This window comes from Streptomyces sp. NPDC057136 (genome assembly GCF_042670885.1).
Classification (GTDB): domain Bacteria; phylum Actinomycetota; class Actinomycetes; order Streptomycetales; family Streptomycetaceae; genus Streptomyces.
This window is the reverse complement of sequence record NZ_JBHUUV010000018.1, coordinates 133,411-157,792: the sequence shown is the minus strand read 5'-3', so window position 1 is coordinate 157,792 and position 24,382 is coordinate 133,411. Positions and strand designations below refer to the sequence as shown.

The 24,382-nt window shown below is 66.9% G+C and carries 14 protein-coding genes and 1 other RNA gene; 8 read left to right on the top strand and 7 right to left on the bottom strand.

Annotated features, from left to right (window positions below; translation table 11 throughout):
* Window positions 1-418: 418 nt before the first annotated feature.
* Window positions 419-1,729, bottom strand: coding sequence for a hypothetical protein (locus ACFT7S_RS22220; RefSeq protein ID WP_382734532.1), 1,311 nt, complete (start codon window positions 1,727-1,729; stop codon window positions 419-421).
* Between the two features lie 194 nt (window positions 1,730-1,923).
* Between ACFT7S_RS22220 and ACFT7S_RS22215 the strand changes: the two genes are divergently transcribed.
* From ACFT7S_RS22215 to ACFT7S_RS22200, 4 genes are all read left to right on the top strand, one after another.
* Window positions 1,924-2,961, top strand: a complete 1,038-nt coding sequence (locus tag ACFT7S_RS22215) for an ABC transporter substrate-binding protein (RefSeq protein WP_382734530.1) — start codon at window positions 1,924-1,926, stop codon at window positions 2,959-2,961.
* Window positions 2,962-3,046: 85 nt separating this feature from the next.
* The gene (locus ACFT7S_RS22210; RefSeq protein WP_382734528.1) at window positions 3,047-3,883 is read left to right on the top strand and encodes a Nif3-like dinuclear metal center hexameric protein; all 837 of its coding nucleotides are present in this window, start codon (window positions 3,047-3,049) and stop codon (window positions 3,881-3,883) included.
* Window positions 3,880-4,623, top strand: a complete 744-nt coding sequence (locus tag ACFT7S_RS22205) for a zinc ribbon domain-containing protein (RefSeq protein ID WP_382734549.1) — start codon at window positions 3,880-3,882, stop codon at window positions 4,621-4,623. The genes ACFT7S_RS22210 and ACFT7S_RS22205 overlap by 4 nt, the downstream gene beginning before the upstream one ends.
* On the top strand, window positions 4,623-5,882 hold the full coding sequence (locus tag ACFT7S_RS22200; RefSeq protein ID WP_382734526.1) for a bifunctional RNase H/acid phosphatase: 1,260 nt from the start codon (window positions 4,623-4,625) through the stop codon (window positions 5,880-5,882). The genes ACFT7S_RS22205 and ACFT7S_RS22200 overlap by 1 nt, the downstream gene beginning before the upstream one ends.
* 177 nt (window positions 5,883-6,059) lie before the next feature.
* Here ACFT7S_RS22200 and eda read toward each other — a convergent pair whose 3' ends face one another.
* Both eda and yaaA read right to left on the bottom strand, forming a co-directional pair.
* Window positions 6,060-6,701, bottom strand: coding sequence for a bifunctional 4-hydroxy-2-oxoglutarate aldolase/2-dehydro-3-deoxy-phosphogluconate aldolase (gene eda / locus ACFT7S_RS22195; RefSeq protein WP_382734524.1), 642 nt, complete (start codon window positions 6,699-6,701; stop codon window positions 6,060-6,062).
* 59 nt (window positions 6,702-6,760) lie between these two features.
* Window positions 6,761-7,561 (bottom strand): peroxide stress protein YaaA, encoded by an 801-nt coding sequence (gene yaaA, locus ACFT7S_RS22190; RefSeq protein ID WP_382734522.1) that lies wholly within the window; start codon window positions 7,559-7,561, stop codon window positions 6,761-6,763.
* A gap of 518 nt (window positions 7,562-8,079) precedes the next feature.
* Here yaaA and ACFT7S_RS22185 point away from each other — a divergent pair.
* Window positions 8,080-9,522: an RNB domain-containing ribonuclease gene (locus tag ACFT7S_RS22185; RefSeq protein ID WP_382734520.1), complete on the top strand. Its 1,443-nt coding sequence runs from the start codon at window positions 8,080-8,082 to the stop codon at window positions 9,520-9,522.
* Here ACFT7S_RS22185 and ACFT7S_RS22180 read toward each other — a convergent pair.
* Window positions 9,473-9,934, bottom strand: coding sequence for a hypothetical protein (locus ACFT7S_RS22180; RefSeq protein ID WP_382734517.1), 462 nt, complete (start codon window positions 9,932-9,934; stop codon window positions 9,473-9,475). The genes ACFT7S_RS22185 and ACFT7S_RS22180 overlap by 50 nt on opposite strands.
* Before the next feature lie 91 nt (window positions 9,935-10,025).
* Between ACFT7S_RS22180 and ACFT7S_RS22175 the strand changes: the two genes are divergently transcribed.
* The gene (locus ACFT7S_RS22175) at window positions 10,026-10,595 is read left to right on the top strand and encodes a Uma2 family endonuclease (RefSeq protein ID WP_382734547.1); all 570 of its coding nucleotides are present in this window, start codon (window positions 10,026-10,028) and stop codon (window positions 10,593-10,595) included.
* Window positions 10,596-10,648: 53 nt separating this feature from the next.
* An RNA gene (gene rnpB, locus ACFT7S_RS22170) (RNase P RNA component class A) lies at window positions 10,649-11,050 on the top strand.
* 408 nt (window positions 11,051-11,458) lie between these two features.
* On the opposite strand, the gene ACFT7S_RS22165 is transcribed toward rnpB, so the two are convergent.
* The 3 genes from ACFT7S_RS22165 to ACFT7S_RS22155 all read right to left on the bottom strand — a co-directional run bounded on the left by ACFT7S_RS22165 (window position 11,459) and on the right by ACFT7S_RS22155 (window position 19,379).
* Window positions 11,459-12,400, bottom strand: a complete 942-nt coding sequence (locus ACFT7S_RS22165; protein ID WP_382734545.1) for a transposase family protein — start codon at window positions 12,398-12,400, stop codon at window positions 11,459-11,461.
* A gap of 375 nt (window positions 12,401-12,775) precedes the next feature.
* The gene (locus ACFT7S_RS22160; protein WP_382734515.1) at window positions 12,776-13,297 is read right to left on the bottom strand and encodes a hypothetical protein; all 522 of its coding nucleotides are present in this window, start codon (window positions 13,295-13,297) and stop codon (window positions 12,776-12,778) included.
* A 19-nt stretch (window positions 13,298-13,316) separates the two neighbouring features.
* Window positions 13,317-19,379, bottom strand: coding sequence for an RHS repeat domain-containing protein (locus ACFT7S_RS22155; protein WP_382734513.1), 6,063 nt, complete (start codon window positions 19,377-19,379; stop codon window positions 13,317-13,319).
* A 669-nt stretch (window positions 19,380-20,048) separates the two neighbouring features.
* Here ACFT7S_RS22155 and ACFT7S_RS22150 point away from each other — a divergent pair.
* Window positions 20,049-24,299 carry an FG-GAP-like repeat-containing protein gene (locus ACFT7S_RS22150; RefSeq protein WP_382734511.1) on the top strand — a complete coding sequence of 1,417 codons (4,251 nt, stop codon included), beginning with the start codon at window positions 20,049-20,051 and terminating at the stop codon, window positions 24,297-24,299.
* Window positions 24,300-24,382: the final 83 nt, after the last annotated feature.

The window sequence follows — 24,382 nt, the reverse complement described above, 5'->3', positions numbered from 1 at the left end:
GGCTGTGGCGGCCCTCCCTCGTTCCTGTCGGCTTCCTGCTCTGCATTGCGGATTTCAGACCGCTCTGCCACCGTTCCTGAGCGGTGATCAGGAGTGATTCCTGTGTCACTGGCACGCCCCGAACGGGTCTTGGACTATGCACCCCCTTCGGAGGGGCGGCGGTGGCGGCCGTGCGGTTGCACGGCCGTGTTTTCCATCGACGCACCCCCTCGGTGCTTTCCGTAGCCGCCGGCTTCGGCCCGTTGCGCTTCCGCCCCCGGCGGACGCGTCTGGGTCGTGTCGGTTCGGGCTTCAGACATGTGGGAAGTTCACCCCGTTGTGATCGCTTACTTGTGTGTCGCAAGCCCCGCCACCGTCATCCGACGCGGTCACCGTCGGCGTCCGCCCGGTAATACGGCTGCGTGGGCCAGGCCCAATTTTAACCAGGCGTCATGCGCCCCAGAAGAGGCGCCTGCCCCAGTGGAACCGGCTTACACACCATAGGAAGCGCAGGAGTCGCGGATGGTTCCGCTCCACTTCCGGCCTGGTCGAACGGGTCCCCACGACGGCACTCGTCCCCGTCCGCCGGAGCCTCCATCAGCGCCACCGCGCACGGGGTCGCGGCATTCGCGTACGGGAGGTGCAGTACGCCGTCCCGGCTCCAGAAACCGGAGCCTGCCTGCCACCCCTCGGGCACCGCGAGCTGGTGCAGCCGACGCCCCGCCGGGCGCCACACCCCCACCCAACTGCCGGCGGCCCCGTCGATCCGCAGCGCCACCGCACAGCTCTCCGGCATCAGCATCTGCCCCGGCTGTACGGCGAAGGGCGTCACCGCGACATCCGCCGGACGCAGGCACTCCGGGAACCGCACCGGCAGAGAGCTGCCGAGCACCCCCCAGCCGAGCCGGTCGTGGCCCGGTGCGTCGGAGCGGATGAGCAGCAGCCCGCTGTCCGCGTCCGCCAGCAGCAGCCGGTCCTCGCTCTCCGGCGCGATCTGGAGCAGCGGCGTCACCTCGCCGCCCCGTTCCAGATCGACGGCGACCGCCTTCACCGGGCCGCCGCCCGGCAGTTGCCGGTCCAGTGCCAGCAGCCGCCCCGTCCGGTCCAGCCACACCCCGCCGGAACAGTGGCCCGGGATCTCGGCGACATGTTCGGGGCCGAAGGCGCCGCCCGCCACCAGCCAGATGGCGGTGGAGCGTTCACCGGCGACCAGGGCGAAGACGCTGCCGCCGTCCGGTGACGGCGGAAGCAGCGTCAGACCGGTGCATTCGACGGCGCCCAGCGGGAGTTCACCCGTGCCGGGGCCGGTCGGGTAGAGCAGCGAGAAGGTGTGGCGGTCGGCGACCAGCCGCCGGATGAGGACCCGTCCGTCGGCGAGCGGCACCACATCGGAGTCCGGTTCCTCGGGCTGGTCCAGCGGGAGGGGCACCGCGTACGGCTCCGGCCCGTCCAGCGTCCAGCGCTCCGGGTACCAGGCCCGCTCCGCCCCGGGCGCTCCCGGGGCGGCCGTGAGCCGGGCCGCGTACGAACCGTCCGCGGTGATCGTGAACGGCGCCGGCACACGGAGACGGGCCGACACGGGCGGCTCACCCGGTGCAGCTGCACCGGGGAGACCGTCCCCGGACGCGTCGTCACCCGTAACGGCGGCTTCTGGCTCTCCGGGCTCTCCCGGCTCGCCGGAGTCCTCGGGCAGGGGCTCCACTGTGGCGGTGGCCCCGGCGGTCTTTCCCTCGATGGCACAGGCAGTCATGAACTCACCTCCGGCAACCGAAGCTAGTTTTCGCACTTCCTGCCGAACAACACCAGACCTCGCGCTTCACACATAAGGGTGGCGATGTCCGTATTCGCCTGAGCGGTAGGGGGTGGTTGTGCTGGGGGTGATGGGCGTGGCTAAGGTAAGGCATTCCTAAGCAACGCCTGTGTGACCCACAACTGGAGCAAGTGATGTCCCTTCGACGCCGCGGCACCGCCGCAGTCGGCCTGGCAGTGGCTGCCGCCCTTTCCCTCTCCGCCTGCGGGAGCGGCGACGCCAAGGACTCGGCCGGGACCGAGACCGGTGGCGACAAGAAGGCAGCCGTCGCCACGGGCGGCGAGGACTTCGGGGACGCGGCGAAGAAGACGGCGGAGTACGGCACCGACGCGAAGGCCGGGACGTTCCCCCGTACCCTCACCCACGCCATGGGCAAGACCGAGCTCAAGTCCGCGCCCAAGCGCGTTGTCGTCCTGGACGTCGGCGAGTTCGACAACGTGGTGTCGCTGGGTGTGAAGCCTGTCGGCTTCGCTCCCTCCGAAGGCGACGCGGCCATCCCGTCCTACCTGGAGAAGGACGCGGGCAGCCCGAAGAACGTCGGCACGATCAACAACCTCAACCTCGAGGCGATCGCCGGTCTCAAGCCGGACCTGATCCTCGGCAGCCAGCTGCGCGCCGCGGACAAGTACGACGAGCTCTCCAAGATCGCGCCGACCGTGTTCTCCATCCGTCCGGGCTTCACCTGGAAGGAGAACTACCTCCTCAACGCCGCGGCCCTGGACAAGACCGCCAAGGCGAAGACCGAGCTGGCCGCCTACGAGGCGAAGGCGGAGAAGCTCGGCGAGGACATCGGTCCGGACAAGCCGACGATCTCCATGGTCCGCTACCTGCCGGACAGGATCCGCCTGTACGCCAAGGCGTCCTTCATCGGCACGATCCTCGAGGACACCGGCCTGCCCCGGCCCAAGAACCAGCAGATCAACGACCTCGCCGCGGAGATCAGCCCGGAGAAGATCGACGAGGCCGACGCCGACTGGATCTTCACCGGCGTCTACGGCGACGTGAAGGCCACCAAGCGCGACACCGCCCAGGCCAACCCGCTGTGGAAGAACCTCAAGGCGGTCAAGGAAGGCCGGGCCAAGGACGTCTCCGACGAGACCTGGTACCTCGGCCTCGGTGTCACCTCCGCCAGTCTGGTCCTCGACGATCTGCGCGGCGACCTCGTGAAGTAACGATTCGTAACCGGCTGCCGGTCCGCCCTCACGGGTCCCGGCAGCCATGGCCTGCGGGGCACGGACGGAAGGTAGCCTTTCCTCCGTGCCCCGTCTGTCTGAAGTCATCGCCGAGCTCGACGCCCTCTGGCCCCCCGAGCGGGCCGAAGGATGGGACGCGGTCGGCACCGTCTGCGGCGACCCGGACGCCCACGTCGACCGGGTCCTGTTCGCCGTGGACCCCGTCCAGGCCGTCGCCGACGAGGCCCTGACCCTCGGCGCCCAGCTGATCGTCACCCACCACCCGCTCTATCTGCGCGGTACGACGACGGTCGCGGCCACCACCTTCAAGGGCCGGGTCGTGCACGGCCTCATCCGCCACGGCGTCGCGCTGCACGTCGCGCACACCAACGCCGACACGGCCGACCCCGGCGTCTCCGACGCCCTCGCAGGCGCCCTCGACCTGCGTGTCACCGGACCGCTCGTACCGGACGCGACCGACCCCAAGGGGCACCGCGGCCTCGGCCGGATCTGCGAGCTGGACCACCCCGAGACCCTCCGCGAGTTCGCCGCACGGGCCGCCGCCCGGCTCCCCGCCACCGCGCAGGGCATCCGGCTCGCGGGCGACCCGGACGCGCTCGTCCGTACCGTCGCCGTGAGCGGCGGGTCGGGCGACGGCCTGTTCGACGCCGTACGCGCCGCGGGCGTCGACGCGTACCTCACCGCGGACCTGCGCCACCACCCGGCCTCCGAGGCCGTCCAGCACTCGCCGCTCGGCCTGGTCGACGCCGCACACTGGGCCACCGAATGGCCCTGGTGCGAGCAGGCCGCCGCACAGCTCGACGCGATTTCCGACCGCCACGGATGGGACCTGCGGGTCCATGTCTCGAAGCAGGTCACCGACCCCTGGACCACCCACCACTCTTCTGGAGCCCCCAACTGAACGCCGCGCCCGCCGACCAGATCCGACTCCTCGAAGTCCAGGCCCTCGACGTACGTCTGTCGCAGGCGTCCCACAAGGCCAGGTCGCTGCCCGAGCACGCCGAGATCGACGCACTCAGCAACGACCTCGCCCAGCTGCGTGACCTGCTGGTCGCCTCCCAGACCGAGGAGAGCGACACCACCCGCGAGCAGACCAAGGCGGAGCAGGACGTCGACCAGGTGCGCCAGCGCGCCGTCCGCGACCAGCAGCGGCTCGACTCCGGTGCGGTCTCCTCGCCCAAGGACCTGGAGAGCCTTCAGCGCGAGATCGTCTCGCTGGCCAAGCGCCAGGGCGACCTGGAGGACGTCGTCCTCGAAATCATGGAGCGCCGCGAAGGCGCGCAGGAGCGGGTCACCGAGCTGACCGCGCGGGTCTCCGCCGTCCAGGCCAAGCTCGACGACGCCGTCGAGCGCCGTGACGCGGCGATCCGTGAGCTGGACGCCGAGGCGGCGACCCTCACCAAGGACCGCGAGGTCGTCGCGGGTGCCGTACCCGCCGACCTCCTCAAGCTGTACGACAAGCTGCGCTCCCAGCAGGGCGGCGTCGGCGCGGCCCGGCTCTACCAGCGGCGCTGCGAGGGCTGCCGTCTGGAGCTGAACATCACCGAGGTCAACGATGTGAAGGCGGCGTCCCCGGACACCGTGCTGCGCTGCGAGAACTGCCACCGCATCCTGATCCGTACCTCGGAGTCGGGCCTGTAATGCCCGCTTCCCACCAGCTGGTCGTCGAGGCCGACGGCGGCTCCCGGGGAAACCCGGGGCCCGCCGGTTACGGCGCCGTCGTCATCGATCCGGGGACGGGCGAGCCGCTTGCCGAGGCCGCCGAGTACATCGGCGTCGCGACGAACAACGTGGCCGAGTACAAGGGCCTCATCGCCGGCCTCAAGGCCGCGAAGGCCCTGTTCCCGTCGGACGACGCCCTGCGGGTGCACGTCCGGATGGACTCCAAGCTGGTGGTCGAGCAGATGTCGGGGCGCTGGAAGATCAAGCACCCCGATATGAAGCCCCTGGCGGCGGAGGCCGCCCGGATCCTTCCCTCCGCCGTCGTCACGTACGAGTGGATCCCGCGCGCCGAGAACAAGCACGCGGACCGGCTCGCCAACGAGGCGATGGACGCGGGCAAGCGGGGCAAACAGTGGGAGCCGTCCTCCTCGACGGCGGCCCTCGACGCGTCGTCCCCGGCGGTCCCGCCGGCCATCCCGCCCGTCACCGGGCCGCCCGGCGACGCCGCGGCCGGTGCGGCGAAGGCCCGTGCGGCCATGGTCTCCCGTGCGACGGCCGCGCCGGCCGCCGCCTCCACCACTCCGCAGACCGGATGGGGGGCCGCGCCCGATCTGGGCGCGCCCGCCACGTTCGTACTGCTGCGGCACGGGGAAACGGTCCTCACCCCCGAGAAGCGGTTCTCCGGCAGTGGTGGCACCGACCCGGAACTCTCGGCCGTCGGCCGGGGCCAGGCCGACCACGCCGCGCGGGCCTTCGCCGACCGGGGCACCATCCAGGAGATCGTCAGCTCACCGCTGCGCCGCTGCCGCGAGACGGCAGCCGCCGTGGCCGGGCGCCTCGGTCTCGACGTCCGCGTCGACGACGGCCTGCGCGAGACGGACTTCGGCGCCTGGGAGGGCCTGACGTTCGGCGAGGTACGCGAGCGGTACGGCTCCGACCTGGACGCCTGGCTGGCCTCACCTGACGTGGCCCCCACGGGCGGCGGCGAGAGCTTCACGGAGGTCGCCGACCGCGTCTCGGCGGTCCGCGACCGCCTCATCGCCCGCTACCAGGGCCGCACCGTGCTTCTGGTCACCCACGTCACCCCGATCAAGACGCTGGTCAGGCTGGCGCTGGGCGCCCCGCCGGAGTCCCTGTTCCGCATGGAACTCTCGGCGGCATCCGTCTCGGCCGTGGCCTACTACGCCGACGGCAACGCCTCCGTACGGCTCCTGAACGACACCTCGCACCTGCGGTAGCGCTAGGGCCTGTCCGGCGGATCATGGCCGGGGCCACGGCGTCTGGCACGGCACCTCGCGGCGTTGCCAAAACGCCCGCATAGCTCCGCTATGAGGACGCTTCGGCGCCTTGCGATGCACCGCACCAGACGCCGCGTCCTATCCGACCCTGATCTGCCGGACAGGCCCTAGCCCGGCTCAGCCGCGCAACGCCGACGCCTCGCGCGCCAGGCGCTCCACCCGGCCCCAGTCCTTCGCCGCCACCGCGTCGCCCGGCACCATCCAACTGCCGCCCACGCAGCCGACGTTCGGCAGAGCCAGATACGTCGGGGCCGAGGCGAGCGAGATGCCGCCCGTGGGGCAGAACCTGGCCTGGGGGAGCGGTGCGGAGAGCGCCTTGAGATAGGCGGTGCCGCCCGCCGCCTCTGCCGGGAAGAACTTCATCTCCGTCACCCCGCGCTCCAGCAGCGCGACCACTTCGGAGGTCGTGGAGACGCCCGGCAGGAACGGCACCCCCGACGCCTTCATCGAGTCGAGCAGCGTGTCCGTCCAGCCCGGACTCACCAGGAAGCGGGCCCCTGCGGCCACGGTGTCGGCGACGTTCCGTACGGATATCACGGTGCCCGCACCCACCACCGCGTCCGGCACCTCCGCCGCGATCGCCCGGATCGCGTCGAGCGCCGCCGCCGTGCGCAGCGTCACCTCGATCGCCGGAAGCCCGCCCGCGACCAGGGCCCGGGCCAGCGGCACCGCGTCGGCCGCGTCCTCCAGGACGACGACGGGGACGACGGGTGCGAGATCCAGGACGGAGGGAGCGGCGGCGGGAGCAGGTGAGGTCATGGCCTCATCCTGCCGCGCCGCCACACTCCACGCAACGGGCGTTGCGCATGCTGCAACGCTCAGTGGATCTCGGTCACCACCACGTCGAGCGCCCACGCCCGCCCGGCCAGCTCCGGGGCCTGTGCCTCCACCACGAATCCGAGCTGGCGCAGCACGTCCACCAGCTCCGCGGGGCCCTTCGGCCGAGCCCCGGTCATGAGCAGCTCGCGCACCATCCGGCCCTTGGTCGCCTTGTTGAAGTGGCTGACCACGGACCGCTTCTCGACCCCGTTCACCATCTGGGACTGCAGAACACGCACGCTCGCCGTGCGCTCGGCGACCGCACCCTTCGGCTTCCACGCGGCGGTATAGGCCGAGGACCGCAGATCCAGCACGAGCCCTTCTCCGGCGGCCTCGGGCATGACCTCCGCCATCGGGGCCCGCCAGTACGTGCCGAGCGCGCCGAGACCGGGCAGCTTCACGCCCATCGAGCAGCGGTACGAAGGAATCCGGTCGCCCACCCGTACCGCGCCCCAGAGCCCGGAGAACACCAGCAGCGACTTGTTGGCCAGCCGACGGGCGGCCGTGTCCAGCGAGGCCAGGTCCAGTGCGTCGTACAGCACACCGGTGTAGATCTCCCCGGCCGGACGCGTTCCCGCCGTGCGGAGCTCGACGTTCTTCGCGATCTCGCCGCGCAGTCCTTCACTCAGCCCGAGCACGTCGCGGGCCTTCTCCTCGTCCGCGATGCACAGCTCGGTGAGCTCTTCGAGGATCGCCTCCCGCGCGGCGGCCAGTCCGGGCAGGGAAAGGGACTCCGCCTTCAGGGGCGCACCACGCCCCGAGGCGGCCTTTCCTTCGGAGGGCGGCAACAGCACGAGCACGGTGTCTCCTTCGTACGCAAGCATCGGGCCCTGCAAGGGTACGGGCGCGGTCGTGCCGGGTTCGTTCGCCTGACCCGTCGTGGGTCGGGTGGGGCCCCTCCGGAGTGTCCCCTCGGGCCGGGCGACGTACCCGGGTCCGTAAGGGAACCCGGCTCCTACGCCCGCCCCTGCGGGGACCCTCCTGCACGACCCCACCCACGTATCGCCAGTCCCGGCACCCCGGTGGCACAGCCCGCAGTGACCCACCGGCCGGTCCGGGGCCGTGCAGGAGGGTCCCCGCAGGGTGACGAACGGATACCCGGGTTCCTATTACGTCTCCGCCGAGCGTTCGTGGCCCGAGGAGACACTGCGGAGGGGCCGCGGACCAACCCCGAACGGGCAACCCGGGACCGGGGCACCAAAAACAAAGCCCGTCGAGGGGGTCCCCCCATGCCCTTAAGGCTTTGGGGGAGCTTGAGGACGGACGCCTCACAGCGGACCGGGATGCCAGTCACCCGCCCCCGCCCTACGCTCGGGACATGCCCCGCCGCCATCTCCACGTGACCGGTCCAGCGGACACCCCGCTGCGGGCGGCCCTCCGCAACCTGCGCGCCGAGCTGGAGACGCCCGACGCGTTCCCGCCCCACGTACTCGCGGAGGCGCAGGACGCCGCGAGGGCGCCGGACCTCTCGGCCCACGAGGACGCGACCGAGCTGCCCTTCTTCACCATCGACCCGCCCACCTCCACGGACCTGGACCAGGCGATGCATCTGGAGCAGCGCCCGCACGGCTTCCGGGTGCGGTACGCGATCGCCGACGTCGCCGCCTTCGTCCGGCCGGGCGGAGCCCTGGACGCCGAGGCCCACCGCCGGGTGACGACGCTCTACTTCCCCGACGGCAACGTACCGCTGCACCCGCCCCTGCTCTCGGAGGGCGCCGCCAGCCTGCTCCCCGGGGAGACCAGACCGGCCGTGCTCTGGCAGATCGACCTCGACGAAGAGGGCCGCGCGGTCACCACGGACGTGCGCCGCGCCCTCGTACGCAGCCGGGCCAAGCTCGACTACGAGGGGGTACAGCAGCAGATCGACGCAGGCACGGCCGAGGAGCCCCTGGCGCTGCTCCGGGATATCGGGAGGCTCCGCGAGGCGCAGGAGATCGCCCGCGGCGGCATCTCGCTGAACGTGCCCGAGCAGGAGATCGTCGAGCGGGACTCCACGTACGGCCTCGCCTACCGCGCCCCCCTGCCCGCCGACGGCTGGAACGCCCAGATCTCCCTGCTCACCGGCATGGCCGCCGCCCGGCTGATGGCGGATGCGGGCACCGGCATCCTGCGTACGCTGCCCGTCGCACCGGACGGCGCCGTCGCCCTGCTGAGGCGCTCCGCGCAGGCCCTGCACATCGACTGGCCGCACCACGTCCCGTACGCGCAGCTGATCCGTTCACTCGACCCGAAGAGGAGCAGCCACGCGGCGTTTCTCCAGGAATGCACCACGCTGCTGCGCGGGGCCGGGTACACGGTCTTCGAGAACGGCGAGCTGCCCACCCCTTCGGTGCACGCCGCAGTCGCCGAGCTCTACACGCACTGCACGGCCCCGCTGCGCCGGCTCGTCGACCGGTACGCGGCCGAGCTCTGCGTCGCGGCGGTCGCGGGCCGGGAGGCGCCGCAGTGGGTACGGGAGGCGCTTCCCGCGCTGCCCAAGGAGATGGCCGACGGCACGCGCCGCGCCAACACCGTGGAGCGCGAATCCGTCGACGTGGTGGAGGCGGCGCTGCTCAAGGACCGGGTGGGCCAGGTCTTCGACGGGTACGTGGTCGACATCAAGGACCCCGACTCGGCCGTCGGCACCGTCCATATCGAGGACCCGGCGATCGTCGCCCGGATCGAGGGGACCGCCGCCGGGCTCCCGCTGGGGGAGCGGCTTCGGGTGCGGCTCATGCAGGCGGAACCGGGTTCGGCGAAGGTGCTGTTCGCGCCCGCGTGAGGGCGGCGACCGCGGCCCGCGGGTCGTCGGCGTGGAAGCGGACCGTACGGGCCAGGCCGGGCTTCCCGAGTGGGCGTACGAATCCGATGGGCGCCGTCAGTTCCACGGTCACCGTCGTCTGGCTGCCTACCGCGAGGTCGAGCACCCCGTCCGGGTTCAGCTGGACCAGCCTGCCTTCGGGGTAGCGCCGGTCGACCCGGGCGGAGGCCACCGCGGCGGCGGGGACGGCGAGATCGAAGAGCCCGCCGTACCGAATGCGGAGCGAACCGTCCGAACCGATCAGGTGCGGCCGGGTCACACAGGCCGCGTGCAGGGCGAGGACGAGGAGCACGCCGTACACATCGACGACGAGCAGGACGGCGTGGACGACGGGCCAGGGGATCACCAGGGCGAGCGCCACCGTCTCTGCCACGATCGGGGGAAGAACTCCCATCTCACGGACGGCGGGTCCACGGATGTCCCAATCTGGCGAGCGACCGAGGAAGGGGCGTGACATGAGTGCCATGCCGCACGAACCGCTCACGCAGGCGGACGTCCTGCTGGAGGGCTTCCTGGCGCTGGATACGCCGGAGGGCTTCCGGGCCGAGCTGATCGAGGGGGAGATTGTCGTGACGCCGCCGCCGGACGGAGACCACGAGGACTACATCAGTCTGATTCTGAAGCAAGTGATCAGGCTCGGCCGCACCGACATGGATTTCTCCGGGAACAAGGGGCTGAAACTCAGGAGTGGCGGAGGCTGTCCCAAGAATCACGTCATCCCCGACGGCACCTTCGCCCCCGCCGACCTGCGTCTGTACAGGGGAGCGGAGCCCTGGATGCCGTGTGAGGGGGTGGCCCTCGTCGTCGAGGTCACCTCGTCCAAGCCTCGGGCCGACCGCACGGACGAGCGTCACTGTTACGCGAGGGGGCCGATTCCCCTCTACCTCCTCGTCGACCGTGAGGAGTCCTCGCTGACGCTGTTCAGCGACCCCGAGGGGGACGACTACCGCCAGCACTGCACGGTTCCGTTCGGTAAGGCGCTCGCTCTTCCGGCTCCCTTCTCCTTCGACCTGGAGTCCGGGGCGTTCGTGTGAACGCCCCGTCCGAGAGCCCCGGGTCCGGCGGGTAGCATGGGCGGCACGGCAGACGAGCCGGGCGGACGGCCGCGTGGGGATCTTCGGATCCTCCCGAGGAACGTCCGGGCTCCACAGGGCAGGGTGGTGGCTAACGGCCACCCGAGGTGACTCGCGGGACAGTGCCACAGAAAACAGACCGCCCGGGACCTCGGTCCCGGGTAAGGGTGAAACGGTGGTGTAAGAGACCACCAGCGCCTGAGGTGACTCAGGCGGCTAGGTAAACCCCACCCGGAGCAAGGTCAAGAGGGGCCGTCGGAAGACGGCTCTGCGTGAACGTTCGAGGGCTGCCCGCCCGAGTTCACGGGTAGACCGCACGAGACCGGTAGCAATGCCGGTCCTAGATGGATGGCCGTCTCCCCGGCCGCCGCGAGGCGACCGGGCGACAGAACCCGGCGTACAGCCCGACTCGTCTGCCGCCTCGACTTTCCGCAGGTCAGGGTGGGGTTTTTCCGTTCTCGACGCATGGCCGGGTCGAATCGGGTCGTTCTGACGCACGAATGGTGCCTGGAGCCCGCCCGTGGACCTACTGGAATAGTGGGACAAACTCACTGATTGGGTGCTGTGTGAGGGCCCTGCTGGTACGGCCAACACGTTTTCGTATAGTGCGAAGTCGTCCGCCGGGCGGGGAGCGTCAACGGGGTGCTGTGCGGCATCCCTGTACCGCTTGGCTCTATCGAGCAGTAGTGGTCGCTGGTGTCCGCTCTCATCCAATCGAGGCGCTTGCTCAACGAACCCAGTCGTCGGGTTTTCTGTCTCGGCGCCTAACGAGCTCGTGCATGGTTGGCGGTGGCGCGTCGAGGCCCGCGGATTCGCTGCTGAGTTCACATGTGCGGATTGCTTCCCAGGGTGGCGGTCTGTTGGTGGGAGAGGAGTCCGGCAACGGCTTGGACGATGTCACTCATGTGCTCGCGTTGCCCGTGGTGTCGGGCGAGGGCTCGCCAGTTCTTCAGATGCCCAATGCCGTGCTCGACCCGGATACGGCGCGAGGAGTGGGCCTTGCGCTGGCGTTCATGCATTTCCTCGTACCACTCGGGCGGGTTCTTCTTGAACTTGCGGTGCGGCGGCGTGACCACGCGCCCGCCGGTCTGGGCGCCGAGGCCCTGGTAGCCGGCATCGGCCAGAATCTCCACGGCGGGACCGTCGGCCAGCAGTTTGACCAGGCCCAGCTTCCGAGCGTGCGTGATGTCCGCGCAACTGGCCGGCTCATCCGGGCTGCAGAACAGGAGCCGCCCCATGGCGTCCGTGACGATCATGGATTTGACGGCGTTCTGCTTGTTCTTGTCGGAGATGTACTTCTCCCGGCCCTTGCGTCCGGCTGCTGGCCGTCGCAATCGGATCTCGGTGCCGTCGATGATCCTGGTCTGCCCGTCGGCACCAAGGTGATCGATGACGTCGGCGAGGGTGCGAAGGCGGAGACCGGGGGCGGCGGTGCAGCCCCGCTCGGCGAGCAGGGGGCGCACTTCACCGATTGCACGCGTGATGGTTGAACGGTCGACACCAAACCAGCAGGCCAGCACGTCGTGCGTGGCGCCATGGCGGAGGTTGACCAGCGTGACCAACAGCCGGTCAACGAAGACCAGTTTATGTTTCGCCCCGGCGCCCACGGCCCGCCGGCAAGGACGCGAGACCAACCCTGCCTGATGCCGCTCATGCCACAACGGGCTGACCTCGGCAACGAGTTCAGCGATCACTTCGGGCGCCAGCCCGGTGATCCGTCGACTACGGATGATTGCAGCACGAGCCCAGTTCCCCACCACACCCACCGTGATCAACGACGTTGACCTCGACGCGCCACCGCCAACCATGTACGAGTTCGTTAACCCCAAGTTATCGTCCAGGCGAGTGGATGGCGCGCAGGTCTCGTGCCTCGTATCGCAGCCTCATAGCCAAGCAACGGAGGAGCCCTTCGCGCGGGTGCCTCCGTTGCTTGGCTTACCAGACCGCGAGCTCGGCAATCGTCCAAACTACGCGGACGTTGACTGAGCCTGTCGACCGCGATGGAATCCCATTCTGGGTTCCCCAGTCGAGCGCGTGCATAAGCTGCTCACGGCCGGATCAACCGACCGTGTGTTGCAGCGCTCATCGAATTCGAAGTTTCCTCTGTGGAACAGGCATCCTCCCGGGCATTTCCGTTCTGATCAGAGGGACTGAATGGGCTCGCCAAGGACGTTCAGCCCGACCTGCTCCGCGAGCCATTGGGCACGCTTCAGGTCGCTCATGCCCACGCACACATAGAGCATGTGCGGCTTAGCCCCGTCCGGAGGAGGGGCGAAATACATATCCCGGGAGTTGAATGCGATCTGCACCCCGCTGTACTCGGTGTCACCGTAGCCGAAGGGACCTGCGGGCCACGATCCGACGTCCCACCGGAGCCATGCCGGGGTATCCCCCAATGCCTCCACGAATTCCTCCTCGAAGGTCCCCTCAGCGGTGAATTCGGGCACCTCGACCGATAGTGGGACTTCCTCCATCAGGTACACGGAGCCATCCGGCACGACAGCGGCAAGCCGCTGCACATCAGCCGCATTCCTCGCAAGTGCGCCCCCGTCGACCGTTGTGTAGCGCCGGTCCTCCGAAAGCAGCAACATATGCTGGGCCACACGCAATGCCTCGGCAGCATTAGAGACTGCGAGGATAGGAAACGCGTAGGAGCTTCCCATGTTCTTCCTTTCTGCCTTCCTACTTGAGGTCGACTTCCTGGATGTAACCCTCGCCAAGGAAGACCACCGTGGTCATCCTGACCTCGCGGGTCCTGGAGTTCTTCACCCAGCCGTTCAGCTTGTTCATTGCGTCTCGCTTGCTGACTCCCTCAACCGCGATGTAGACCCGGTCGGCACCCTGCCGGTTAGCGCTTGTCAGCGAACCCTGTAGCGCATCCGGGTTGTCGCCGTTGACCCTCTTGAATTCGGACCTGACACCGTCAACCCATCCGTCAAACTGTTTTTTCCCTGCCGCGCCGGGAGCGGGGTCGTTCTCTCGACGGGCGACGATCGAGTGGACGTCATCCATGTCCATCGCGATTCTCATAGCGACGTGGAAGTCGTCGTCGTCCCAGGCGAACTCCGTGTTCGCATTCGGGTGGCCTACGGATTCGTCGATCTTCTCGAGGGATGACTCGATCATGTCCTTCATGTCATCCATATTGTCCTTCTTCGCACGCCTGCAAGCGAACCGAGTGTCCCAGCACAAACTGGTCGCGGAGTCGAGCATCTGGACCACATCGCCGTAGTAGCCATCTCGCTCGTAGTAAATCTGAATGAGCCGCTTCCTACGAAGCTCGCCGGCACGCTTCGCGTTGGTCTTACTCAGAAGATAGGAACTGTCGACCGCCTTGTACTCGTTCGTGTAGTAGTACGGCCTACTTTTCTTCTTCTCCCCAGTGTCCTGGACCGCCTTCTGGCGGTCGTAGCGGCCGCCGGTGCAACTGTCGGGGTTGCTGCTGCAGAATGCGCGCTCGTCCGGGTCCATCTCACCCGTCGGGTCGCTACGCGTGACCGGGTTGTTGCTGCTGTAGGTATAGCCGTGCAACTGCTGCGGATCGGTGAGGTCACGGATCGGGTCGACGGAGATGAACCGTCCGATAGACGGGTCGAACTCGCGGGCGCCGATGTGCGTCAGGCCGGTGTCGGTGTCCTTGCTACCGCCGACGAAGCCTTTGTCACCGACCCAGCCCGTTGCCTGCGTGCCGCGCGGGTCACCGAAGATCGACGTCTTGCGGCGCGTGACGACCTGGGCGGCGTCGGCGGAGACCTGCGTTGTACCGGTGCCGTGGTGGTCACTCAACAGGAAGGTGAGCTTCCCGTTCGCGCGCATGGCGACGGCCTTGCCGGCTACTGAGTAGTAGCGAGTGCCTGTGACAGTCGCGCCTGCCTTGTCGAGCTTGAGCTCGGTGCCACCTGGCAGAGACAAGGTCGTGCCCGTCGAGTCCTTTCGGATCAGGCGCTGGCCCTCAGTGTCGTACAGGTATGAGCTGACGTTCGTACCCTGGGTGACCGACTGGAGGTGCCCTTCATCGTCCCAGGCCAACGTCTGCTGGGCAGCAGCACCGATCTTCCGCGTGCTGGTGTTGCCTGCCGCGTCGTAGCTGAACACCTCGTCGCGCGGGGCGGTGCCTGTCTGCGTGACCATGGGCAGATCGTGCTTGCCGGCGGTCGGGTTCGCGTAGGTACGCAGTGTCTCGGCGGCGGGACCGGAAGCAGTCTTCTGCTTTGTTTCGGTCTTCCGGTTGCCGACCGCGTCGTACGTGTACGAGGTCCAGTACGCGTCCTGGCCGCCGACCACGGCGTCTGCGGGCGCGGAGGCACACTGTTCGCCGATATTGGTCCAGGCTTCGGTGATCCGGCGCAGCGCGTCGAGCGTGAAGCACTGAGTGTCGGTGGTCCGGCTCGTGTCCTGGCCGTAGGCCGTGGCCATCGAGGTGATGTTGCCCGCGGGGTCGTAGCCGTACTTGACGTCCTCGATCCTCTGAGGAGCGACCTCGCGGTCGATGTACGAGCGGGTCCGGGCGCTGGTGTGATCGTCGTACTCGCTGCTCGACCACAGGTGCTGGGCGAAGGCGCCGAACTCCTGGCGTATGTTGCGGCCGTAGTGGTCGTATGTGTTCGCCGAGATCAGCGGGTCGACACCGGCACCGACGGTGTTGAGCAGACCAGAGACAGGCGCGTAGGTGTTGGTGACCTTCTCCTGCTGCAGTCCGCCTGCGGCGGGGTGCTGGACCCACATCACCTGGCCGGTGTTGAGGTTGTAGGAGTTGATCCACTTATAGGTGCCCGCCAGCAGACCCTCGCTGGCAGGGATGGTGACCTGCTGTCCCACCGGCTGATAGAGGCTGTTGTACGACGTGATCGCGCTCTCGTAGGCGTTGCCGCCAACGAAACGGGTGGACTTCGATACCCGGCCCTTGGACACCGTGTCGTATACCCAGGTCGCCAGGGTCGTGTCGCCCTGCTTCAGTGCGGTTCGACGCCCCATGTCGTCATAGTCGTAGTGCAGAGTGATCTGACGGGCGTCGGTGACGTCCGTTACCCGATCAGCCTGGTCATAGAAAGACTTCGACAGGCCCTTGTCCGGATCGTCGACCTCGGTCTGGCGGCCGCGGACGTCGTATTTGTAGGTCCATTTAGAACTCGCCGGGTCAACCACCTGTGAAAGACGGCCGAGCTTGTCGAAGGAGTACTTCGTGGACAGCCACGTCGTGCGCGCGGCGTTCGTGGCCTTTTTTGTCTCGACGACACGGCCGAGGGCGTCCGTCACCGAAGCCGTGGCCGTGCCTCCGGCAGGCGGGATCACCGTCGTCGTGTCGCCGGTGTAGATGCTGGTGGTGCGCTTGGTCTCGTCTCCGAACCGCTTGGAGATCTTGGCGACCACGCGCCCCGCGCCGTCGTACTCGGTGTCGACCGACGCCGGGTATTTCAGCTCCTGCCCCGTCACCAGCAGTGGCTCGGGGGTTCCCTCGGCGTAGTAGTTGCCCGAGGTGCGCCAGGCCAGGCCGCGGGTGTCGTAGAAGGTCTCTGTCACCAGCCGGCCTGCCCGGTCGGGCGAGGACTCCTGTGTCTGGCGCGGCCTCAGCATGCCGTCGGCGATGGCGTATGCGGTCTTGTACTTCGAGTCGTGCGTCAGCGTGCTTGTGGTCGTGATGATCGGGCCGTCGTTGCGGACCAGGTAGTTGAAAACATAGTTCGGTGAGTCCGGGTATGTCGTGGCTGAACGGCTCGCCAGCCACACCTTCGTTACGCGTCCTAGCGCGTCGTAGGCGGTGGTGACGACCTTGCCGTTGGGGTCGGTGACCTGCGTAGGCTGGGCGCGCAGCGGTTCCAGCACCGTCGTACTGGTGTGTCCCAGCGTGTTGGTCACCGACGAGCTCGTCGGCACCTCACCGATGGTCGGCGTGTAGGCCGTGGTGGTCACCTTTCCGAACGCGTCAGCCGCAGCAAGTGCCCGGCCGTGGATGTCGACGCACAGCTGTTTGGCGTCTGCACCGCACGTACTGGGGATGGTGGCGGTGGCGTCGTATCCATCGCCCTTGCCGTTGACGCGTTCGGTCCTGGTGACGATGCCTCGGCCTGGAACGGTACCGAGGGTGCCACTGTCGTAGTACGTACGGACATCATCCATAATATCCGCTGGGCGGCTCACGGAACTGCCGCAGGCAACGGCGACGGTCTCGATACGCGAGGGCTTGTTCAGCGACCACGTGGTGAGATTCCGGGCGTAGCTGGTCGCCACACACTTCTCGTCGCCGATTCTGGCCGTATCGCCGGTCGAGGACTCGGTGGTGACCATCCCGTATGCATCAAAGTTGCGCGAGACCTCGGTCGTTGTGGTACCCGCTCCGGTACTGGTGCGGCTGACCTCCTTTTCCGTACCCGTCAAATACGCCTCGAGCGCTGGTAGGCCGCTGCGGGCACGAGAGGCGGTCACGTTGGAACGCCACGGGGTGTAGGAGGTGGCGGTGACGAGCTTGCTCGTGTCGTCACCGTTGTATGTGACGGACTCCCGCTTCATGCCCGCGAACTGCTCGCGGTCAGTGACGGAAACCCCTCCGGAGTCCTTGACCTCTCTGCCGTCGAGTCCCCGGAAGTAGCGGGTCTCGGACAGCATCCGCCGGTCGGTGGCAGTACCGATACGGGTCTGGACTTGCTCGTATCCGCGCGCTATCGAGTAGGTGCGGTCCTCTGCCTTGGTGAACTCGTCGGTGCTTTTGGCCCAGCCGGCGTCCCCCAGGTATGAGTAAGACGTCACCTTGTCTGGGGACTCGACCAGGTTGTCACCTTCCGCCACGGTGCTCACGACGTAGGTGTTGAACCAGTCGGTCTTCGCGGTTTCGCCTTCAAAGGCCCACTTCACCGGGTAGCAGCGTGTGGTGTTCGTGCTGTCGGCGGGCGGGAGGGTCGTCGCTGTGCACTCGGGCTGCGAGTACGTGATACCGACCGTAGCGCCGGTTTCTGTGGTGATTTGATAGAGCCGGAGTCGGATGAACGGGGCCAGGCCGTCGCCGGTCTTGTCAACCCGGTTGGCCTTTTGCTCACCCGCGAATGTCACGGGCGGCAGACCCGCGGTACCACCCGTCTTGCCGCTTCGCTGGATCGACTTGAGCCACATAGGCGTCGAGATGCCATCGCCCGATGCGGGGAAGTCCTGGGCCAGGTCCCAGGTATCGACGTCCTTGTAAGCGCCACCCGTCAACAGCTTAGTGGTGATGGAGGTCAAACGCTTTCTCGTCCAGAACGTCGGGGAAAACTGGTCCTTGCACTCGGTCGAGCCGTCCTTGCAGTACTGGTCGAACGGGACGTCCGGCCAGTTTTTGGCGTTTGCCTCGTCGAAGCTGCCGCAGGTCGTCAGGCAGCGCTCGGAGACGCCGAAGTGGACCTGGCCCATGGCCTTGCCTGTGTACATCGCGTCAGACCGGAGACCGTAGTCGATGCGCTCGAGGTAGCCGCCGCGAATGTATGGGGTGACTGTGCCTTTGCCCGTCGTCTGGTTGACGTTGCGGGCGTAGTTGTTCGACTCGGCCTTCCAGTAGTACGCCATGGCATTGCCGCCGGGAATCACTACGTGGTCGAGCTGCCATCGCCATGCCTGCTGGCACCAGCCGCTGGCGAAGGAGGAGTTGTAGCAGGGCTCGCCCGATTGGTTGCCGTACACCGGGACGGTCCACGCCGAATTAGTGACCGGGTCATCGGCCGCCGCACCGTTGTCCTTCCACCCCGGAAGCCGGTTCAGGCCGAAGAAGTACTGTGTACCGTCGGTCGAGGTGATCTTCCAGTGCTCACCATTATCGTCGCCGTTGGCGGCGCCGGTCAGCTTCTCGACCTTCTCGCCCGAGTCGGAGGCTGGGTGCCAACCCTTGTTCGATTCGTAGACGAGCTCGGTGTTCTTGCCACCGAGGTTCAGCGTCACGTTGTCGTTGTACCAACATAGGTCGCCAACATTCGTGGTGTTGGTGCCGCCGGTCTTGTCGTCGTTGCAGCCCTTGTACTTGCGCTCGATGAACCCGGGCTCCCAGTTCCACCCGTCACCGATCCACGATGGCTGCGAGTTGGAAGCGGCCGTAAGTCCGTCCACCGACTGCGAGTTGTAGTTCAGGGAAATCTCAGGCTTTCCGCCGCCGGGAGGTTCGGGAACCTCGATCGCCTGCGACCACGTGAAGGCTCCTGTCGATCCTCCGCCGCTCCACGACCCCGATGCCTGCAGCGAGGTCGCCTTGTAGTCACCTGTCGGGCCCGCGGCTTCCGCAGTCGCAGCTAGAACTCGGACCGCAGGAGCGACCTCGGTTTGCGCGGAAAGCGTGCCAGCCCGCACGTCATTCCTTGTCGGAACCGGCTTCTGGATACGGCACTTCGCGTCTTCCGGTGTGGTCAGCGCACACGCTGGCAGCTCCACCAGACGGAGCCGGGCCGCCCAGTCACCTCCGTACGCACCACGGAAGGAGGTGTAATCCAGCTCGACACGGGCTGAGGTCGCCGTCTTTACGCCATCGGTACGGCCTACCGTCAGCATCAACCCCTCGACGCCCGCCTTACGGACGGCGTCCCGTCCGGCTACTGATACCTTCACCTTCGCCAGACGGGCTTTGCCGTCCACCGGGGCTATGGAAACCGGAAGCTTGCCGACTCGCTTCGCACCACCGACGGCAACTTCTGCTGTTCCCGCCGCAGGCCATGCCACCCGCGGCGCCCCGGTCCAGGAGCGCGCCGCCGCCGCGTCTGGCTTCTCAGAACCACCCGACTTGACTCGCTCCACCGGAACAGCCTTTGGCTGCTTCAGTTCAGCAAGTGACGTTCTCTCATTCGGACTTGCTGCTACTACCGTTGCTGGCAGTACCCCCACTGCGACTGCGGTAGCCAAGGCAACCGACAGTGCGCGCTTACGGAAGCGTCTCACGCCCCACCCCTCCACTTATCCCAAGAATGACGACCGAAGGGCGGCGGGAAGCAAAAACACTGCCTTCATTTGCCGGACCCGACCACACCGCCAAACCATGATCGCGACAAAGTACCAGGCCAAAAGCGCTGACTAAGCTGCAGCGCATCGGACATCTCATGATCGAATACCTCATTTGCATCGAGATCTATCGTGTGGCGCAATAAACGAGCATTCCAGGATAGATTTCATAATGAAGTTACCTCAAAACGTCCAGTCGTGATCTTGAAGAAAAATATGGACCAAGAGGCCTAGATCATCGCAAACATGCAGGTGAGGAAGGTGGGTAGTGCCGAGACGGCGGATAGAGTCCAGCTAAATAACAAACGTTGAGAGGTATGCGTGCAACAGATAAGATCCCGCTGGGGCATTGCCAGAAAGCGGCGGGTCGCTCCCGTAATTTCCGTAGCGCTAGTAAGCGCGATAACTGCCTCAGGACTCATTACCTTCTCTCCTGTCGCGACTGCTGCGGTCTCCGCCGCCACGGCAGTGGACCCCGTCGCCGAAGGTTCGAAAAGCGAAGAGGAGTACGCGCTCGAACAGGCCGCCGCCACAGGCCAGCCCTACGAACTGGTCTCGGCCCGGACCGAGTCGACCGACACGTGGGCACTGCCCGAGGGGAGTTGGTCGGTCAAGCGCTACGGCACCCCGGTGCGGCTGCTGCGTGACGGGGCTTGGATTCCCACTGACGCCAATTTGGTCTTCGCGACGGACGGCAGCGTCGTTCCCAATGTGTCCATCGTGGATGTGACATTCTCGGGCGGTGGCGCTGGGCCGCTGCTGACGGGTGTCAAGGACGGCCGGACGCTCTCTCTGACCTGGCCCGATCCTCTGCCGACACCCACGCTTGATGAGAATGTCGCCACCTACGCCGAGGTGCTGCCCGGCGTGGACCTCCAGCTCAAGGCCGAGATCGAAGGCTTCTCCCAGCTACTCGTGGTCAAGACGGCCCAGGCTGCCACCAACCCTGAACTGGCTTCGCTGAAGTACAAACTCGACACCGTCGGCCTGGACGTCTCTACGGACGCGGACACCGGCAGCGTCAGCGCCGTGAACCCGGCCGGGCAGACGGTCTTCACCAGCCCCTCGCCGCTGATGTGGGACTCTTCCTCCATCTCCTCGGGCACTGCGCCCGCGGCTCGTTCGGCGTTCACGGGCACGGTGGGCGAGGAAGAGGGCGGGGCGCCGGCCGACGTTTTCGATCCTCCGCCGGGCGCGCAGGACGCGCAGATGCCCACAACGGTGAACGGCGGCACACTCGAAATGCAGCCGGACCAGGAGCTGCTGACCGGCGAGGACACCAAGTACCCGGTCTTTATCGACCCGTCGTGGGCGTGGGGCGAGAGGCAGAACTGGACCCGGGTCTACAAGCAGTATCCGAACACGTCCTTCTGGAACACCAAGGACCCCGTTCGGGTCGGCTACGAGGCCGAGACCGGCGGCTCGGACCGCATCTCCCGGTCCTTCGTCCAACTCGACACCAGTGACACCAAGCACGCACAGGTGAAGAGCTCCGTCCTCCGGATCCGCAACACCTGGTCATGGTCCTGCCAGAACCGCCCCGTGGAGCTATGGCACACGAGCGGCATCACCAAGAAAACGACCTGGAACAACCAGCCCAGCAAGAAGTCGCAGCTGGACACGGTCGACGACTCCAAGGGCTGGGGCAAGGACTGCGCAGCCGGGAACCTGGAGTTCGACACCACCGTCAAGATGCGGGAAGCGGCGTCTAAGGGCTGGGCAAACATCACCCTGGGCTTGTACGCGAGCGACGAGAGCGACACTTTCGGCTGGAAGAAGTTCGACGCCAAGACCGCGGTCCTGGAGACGAAGTACAACAACCCGCCGAAGAAGCCAACCGGCATGGGGACCAGCCCCAAGACGTCCTGCTCTGTCGGCGGACTGATCGGCAACACCCGGGTCAGCCTGTACGCAAAGTTTGACGACAAGGACGCGGGCAACCTCACCGCCGAGTTCCAGGTGTTCAAAGCGGGAACCAGCATTGCGTCGGCCACCCAGACCCTGTCCGCCAGCAAGGGAAGGATCACCACGTGGGTAGTGCCTGACGCCGAACTCCCGACAGGCGAGTGGACCTGGATGGTGCGCACTAAGGATCAGGACAATGCCTACTCTCCTTGGTCAGCTACCTGTAAGTTCAGCGTCGATCGGACCCGGCCCAGCAAGCCGCCGGTGATTGCGTCCGAGGGCAACAAGTTTCCCCCAGGAGACAACGGTTGGCCCGCGATCACAGGCAAGGCCCGTGAGTCGGGCAAGTTCACCTTCGCACCCAACGGCGTTGCAGATGTCGACCACTATGTCTGGTGGACCGACTATGCGCCGGACATCAATGACACGCGGCCCGGCGTCCCAGCCACCGTGAGCCCGCCCGGATACGGCCCTCACTTCGTCTACGCATACAGCGTCGACAAAGCCGGCAACCGTTCCGACACGGCAACCTATCTCTACTACGCTGGCCGCTCCCAGAATCGGGACGGGCCGACTGACCTCAACGGCGACGCCAACAGCGACATCTGGAGCATCGACTCCAACGGCACCCTGCTCACCTACGCCGGCCAGGGCAACGGCGACTTCGCAGCGGCCACCAACGGCGGAAGGGCGTTCTCCGGCGCCAGTGTGGACTCGCGGGGAGACTGGGGCCAGGACGGATACAACGACCTCGTCGGTTTGGAGTACGACTCCGTCGACAAGAAGAAGAAGTTGTGGACCTACCCGAACAACGGCAGCGGGGTGATCAGCGATGATTACACCGAGCTGACCGTCTCCTGCCCTGTCGTGAACGAGGAACTGGGGTGCATCGGCGAGGACACATGGACCGGTGACGATCACTGGCACAACGCCGACCAGATCATCGCCAGCGGCGACATCAACGGCGACAGCCAGCCAGACCTGCTGGTCAAGCAGGGCAAGTACCTCTGGGCCTACTACGGTAACCGCGCCTCCTACACACTCGATGTCCGCGAGCCGGTTCTAGTCGGCGAAGGCGACTGGGACAAGTTCACCGTGATCGCGCCCGGCGACCTCAACGGAGACAAGATCGCCGACCTGTGGATGCGCCAGAACGCAACCGGTGACATCTTGCGCGCCTACGGCGAGAAGGGGTCCAACGGGTACCTCGACCCGACCACCTGGGGCAGAAGCGCGGCACGCGTGAAGATCGGCTCCGGGTACCCGGCCAGTACCTATCCGGCCGTGGGCTCGGTTGGTGATGTCACCGGTGACGGCGTAGCCGACCTCTGGGGCCGCAAGAACGACAACACCATGACCGGGTGGCCCGGCAAGACAGTCGACACCGTCTTCTCCTTCGCAGCCGCTTTCCCGATCGACGGTGCAGTCGGAGGCGCACGTATCCCCGCCGGCACCACCCTCGCCGCGGGACAGTCCTACACCTCCCGCTCGGCCAAACTCACCATGAAGGACGACGGCAACCTGGAGATAACCTCCAATGTCGGCAACCGGCTCTGGTCGACCAACACCGCTGGCAACGTGGGAGCGAAAGCTGTCATGCAGACAGCGGGCAACCTCGTGGTCTACAAGGCAGACAGCAGTACCGTTCTGTGGGATTCCAAGACCACCGGCGCCGAGGGCTACGCGGTCCTGCAGGACCGCGGGAGCCTGGTCATCCACAATGCCAAGGGGCAGTCCCTGTGGAGCAGCGGCACGGCCCAACGGCATGACTACAACGGTGACGGCCGGAGCGACATGGCCGACTGGTATGACCATGCGGATGATTCGGACACGATTCACAGCTTCCTGACGAACTCCGACGGGACATTCAAGAACCCGCTGACCGGGTGGAATGTACCGACCGGGTGGACGGCGAGCCGGATGAAGCGGACCACGGGTGACTACAACGGTGACGGGATCGGGGATGTCGCTGCTGTGTACGGCTACGACGACGGTCAAGTCGCGTTGTGGACGTGGCTGGGCAGCGCGAGTGGCAAGTTCGCGCCACCGTTCAAGTCGTGGCAGGTGCCTGCAGGGAACTGGAGCTTCCCGCGCATGACGGTCAGTAGCGGGGACTTCAACGGCGATGGCCGGGATGATGTCGCCGCGTGGTACGACTACGCGGACGGGCATGATTCGCTGTGGACGTTCACCGCGAATGTCCGGGGTGGTTTCAATGCTCCGTTCGAGTCCATGACCCGTCCCGCAGGCGGTTGGTCGGCTTCGCGTGACAAGCCGGTGACCGGTGACTTCAACGGGGATGGCCGCGACGATATGGCTGTCTTCCATGGCTACACGGACGGAAGCAACAAGATCTGGACGTTCCTCGCCTCCCCCACAGGCGGCTTCAACAATCCAGTGGGTTCGTGGACCAGCGCCACATGGGGTAGCTGGGATCGCACCACCGTGCATGCCGGTGATTTCGACGGGGACGGCCGGGACGACATCGCGGCCTGGTACGACTACACCGACGGCCACGACAGCATCTACACATTTCCCAGCAGCGCGGCGGGCACCTTCAGCTCGGTGGCCGAGGCATGGACGACACCTGCGGGCGCGATGTGGCGTGACCACATGTCGATTGTCATCGGCGACTACAACGGGGACGGTCTCGACGACTTCGGAACCTTGTACGGCTATGACGACGGCAGCATCAAGGCGTGGACGTGGCTGGCAGCAGCCAACCGTAAGTTCGCTGCGCCAGTGAGCAGTTGGGGCGTTTCTTCCGGCTACAGCTTCCCGCGTGCATACGTCGTGGAGCGGTACGGCAGCTAGCAGGAGGGGCTGTGACCGGCTCACTCCACAGTGAGCCGGTCACAGCACCGAATCCCCATCGAGCGTGTCAGCGGTGGCCTACG

Coding starts and splice junctions, on each gene's coding strand:
- ACFT7S_RS22185 (WP_382734520.1), top strand. CDS start 8,080: ATGCCCCGCCGCCATCTCCACGTGACCGGTCCAGCGGACACCCCGCTG.
- ACFT7S_RS22200 (WP_382734526.1), top strand. CDS start 4,623: ATGCCCGCTTCCCACCAGCTGGTCGTCGAGGCCGACGGCGGCTCCCGG.
- ACFT7S_RS22160 (WP_382734515.1), bottom strand. CDS start 13,297: ATGGGAAGCTCCTACGCGTTTCCTATCCTCGCAGTCTCTAATGCTGCC.
- ACFT7S_RS22215 (WP_382734530.1), top strand. CDS start 1,924: ATGTCCCTTCGACGCCGCGGCACCGCCGCAGTCGGCCTGGCAGTGGCT.
- eda (WP_382734524.1), bottom strand. CDS start 6,701: ATGACCTCACCTGCTCCCGCCGCCGCTCCCTCCGTCCTGGATCTCGCA.
- ACFT7S_RS22220 (WP_382734532.1), bottom strand. CDS start 1,729: ATGACTGCCTGTGCCATCGAGGGAAAGACCGCCGGGGCCACCGCCACA.
- ACFT7S_RS22175 (WP_382734547.1), top strand. CDS start 10,026: ATGCCGCACGAACCGCTCACGCAGGCGGACGTCCTGCTGGAGGGCTTC.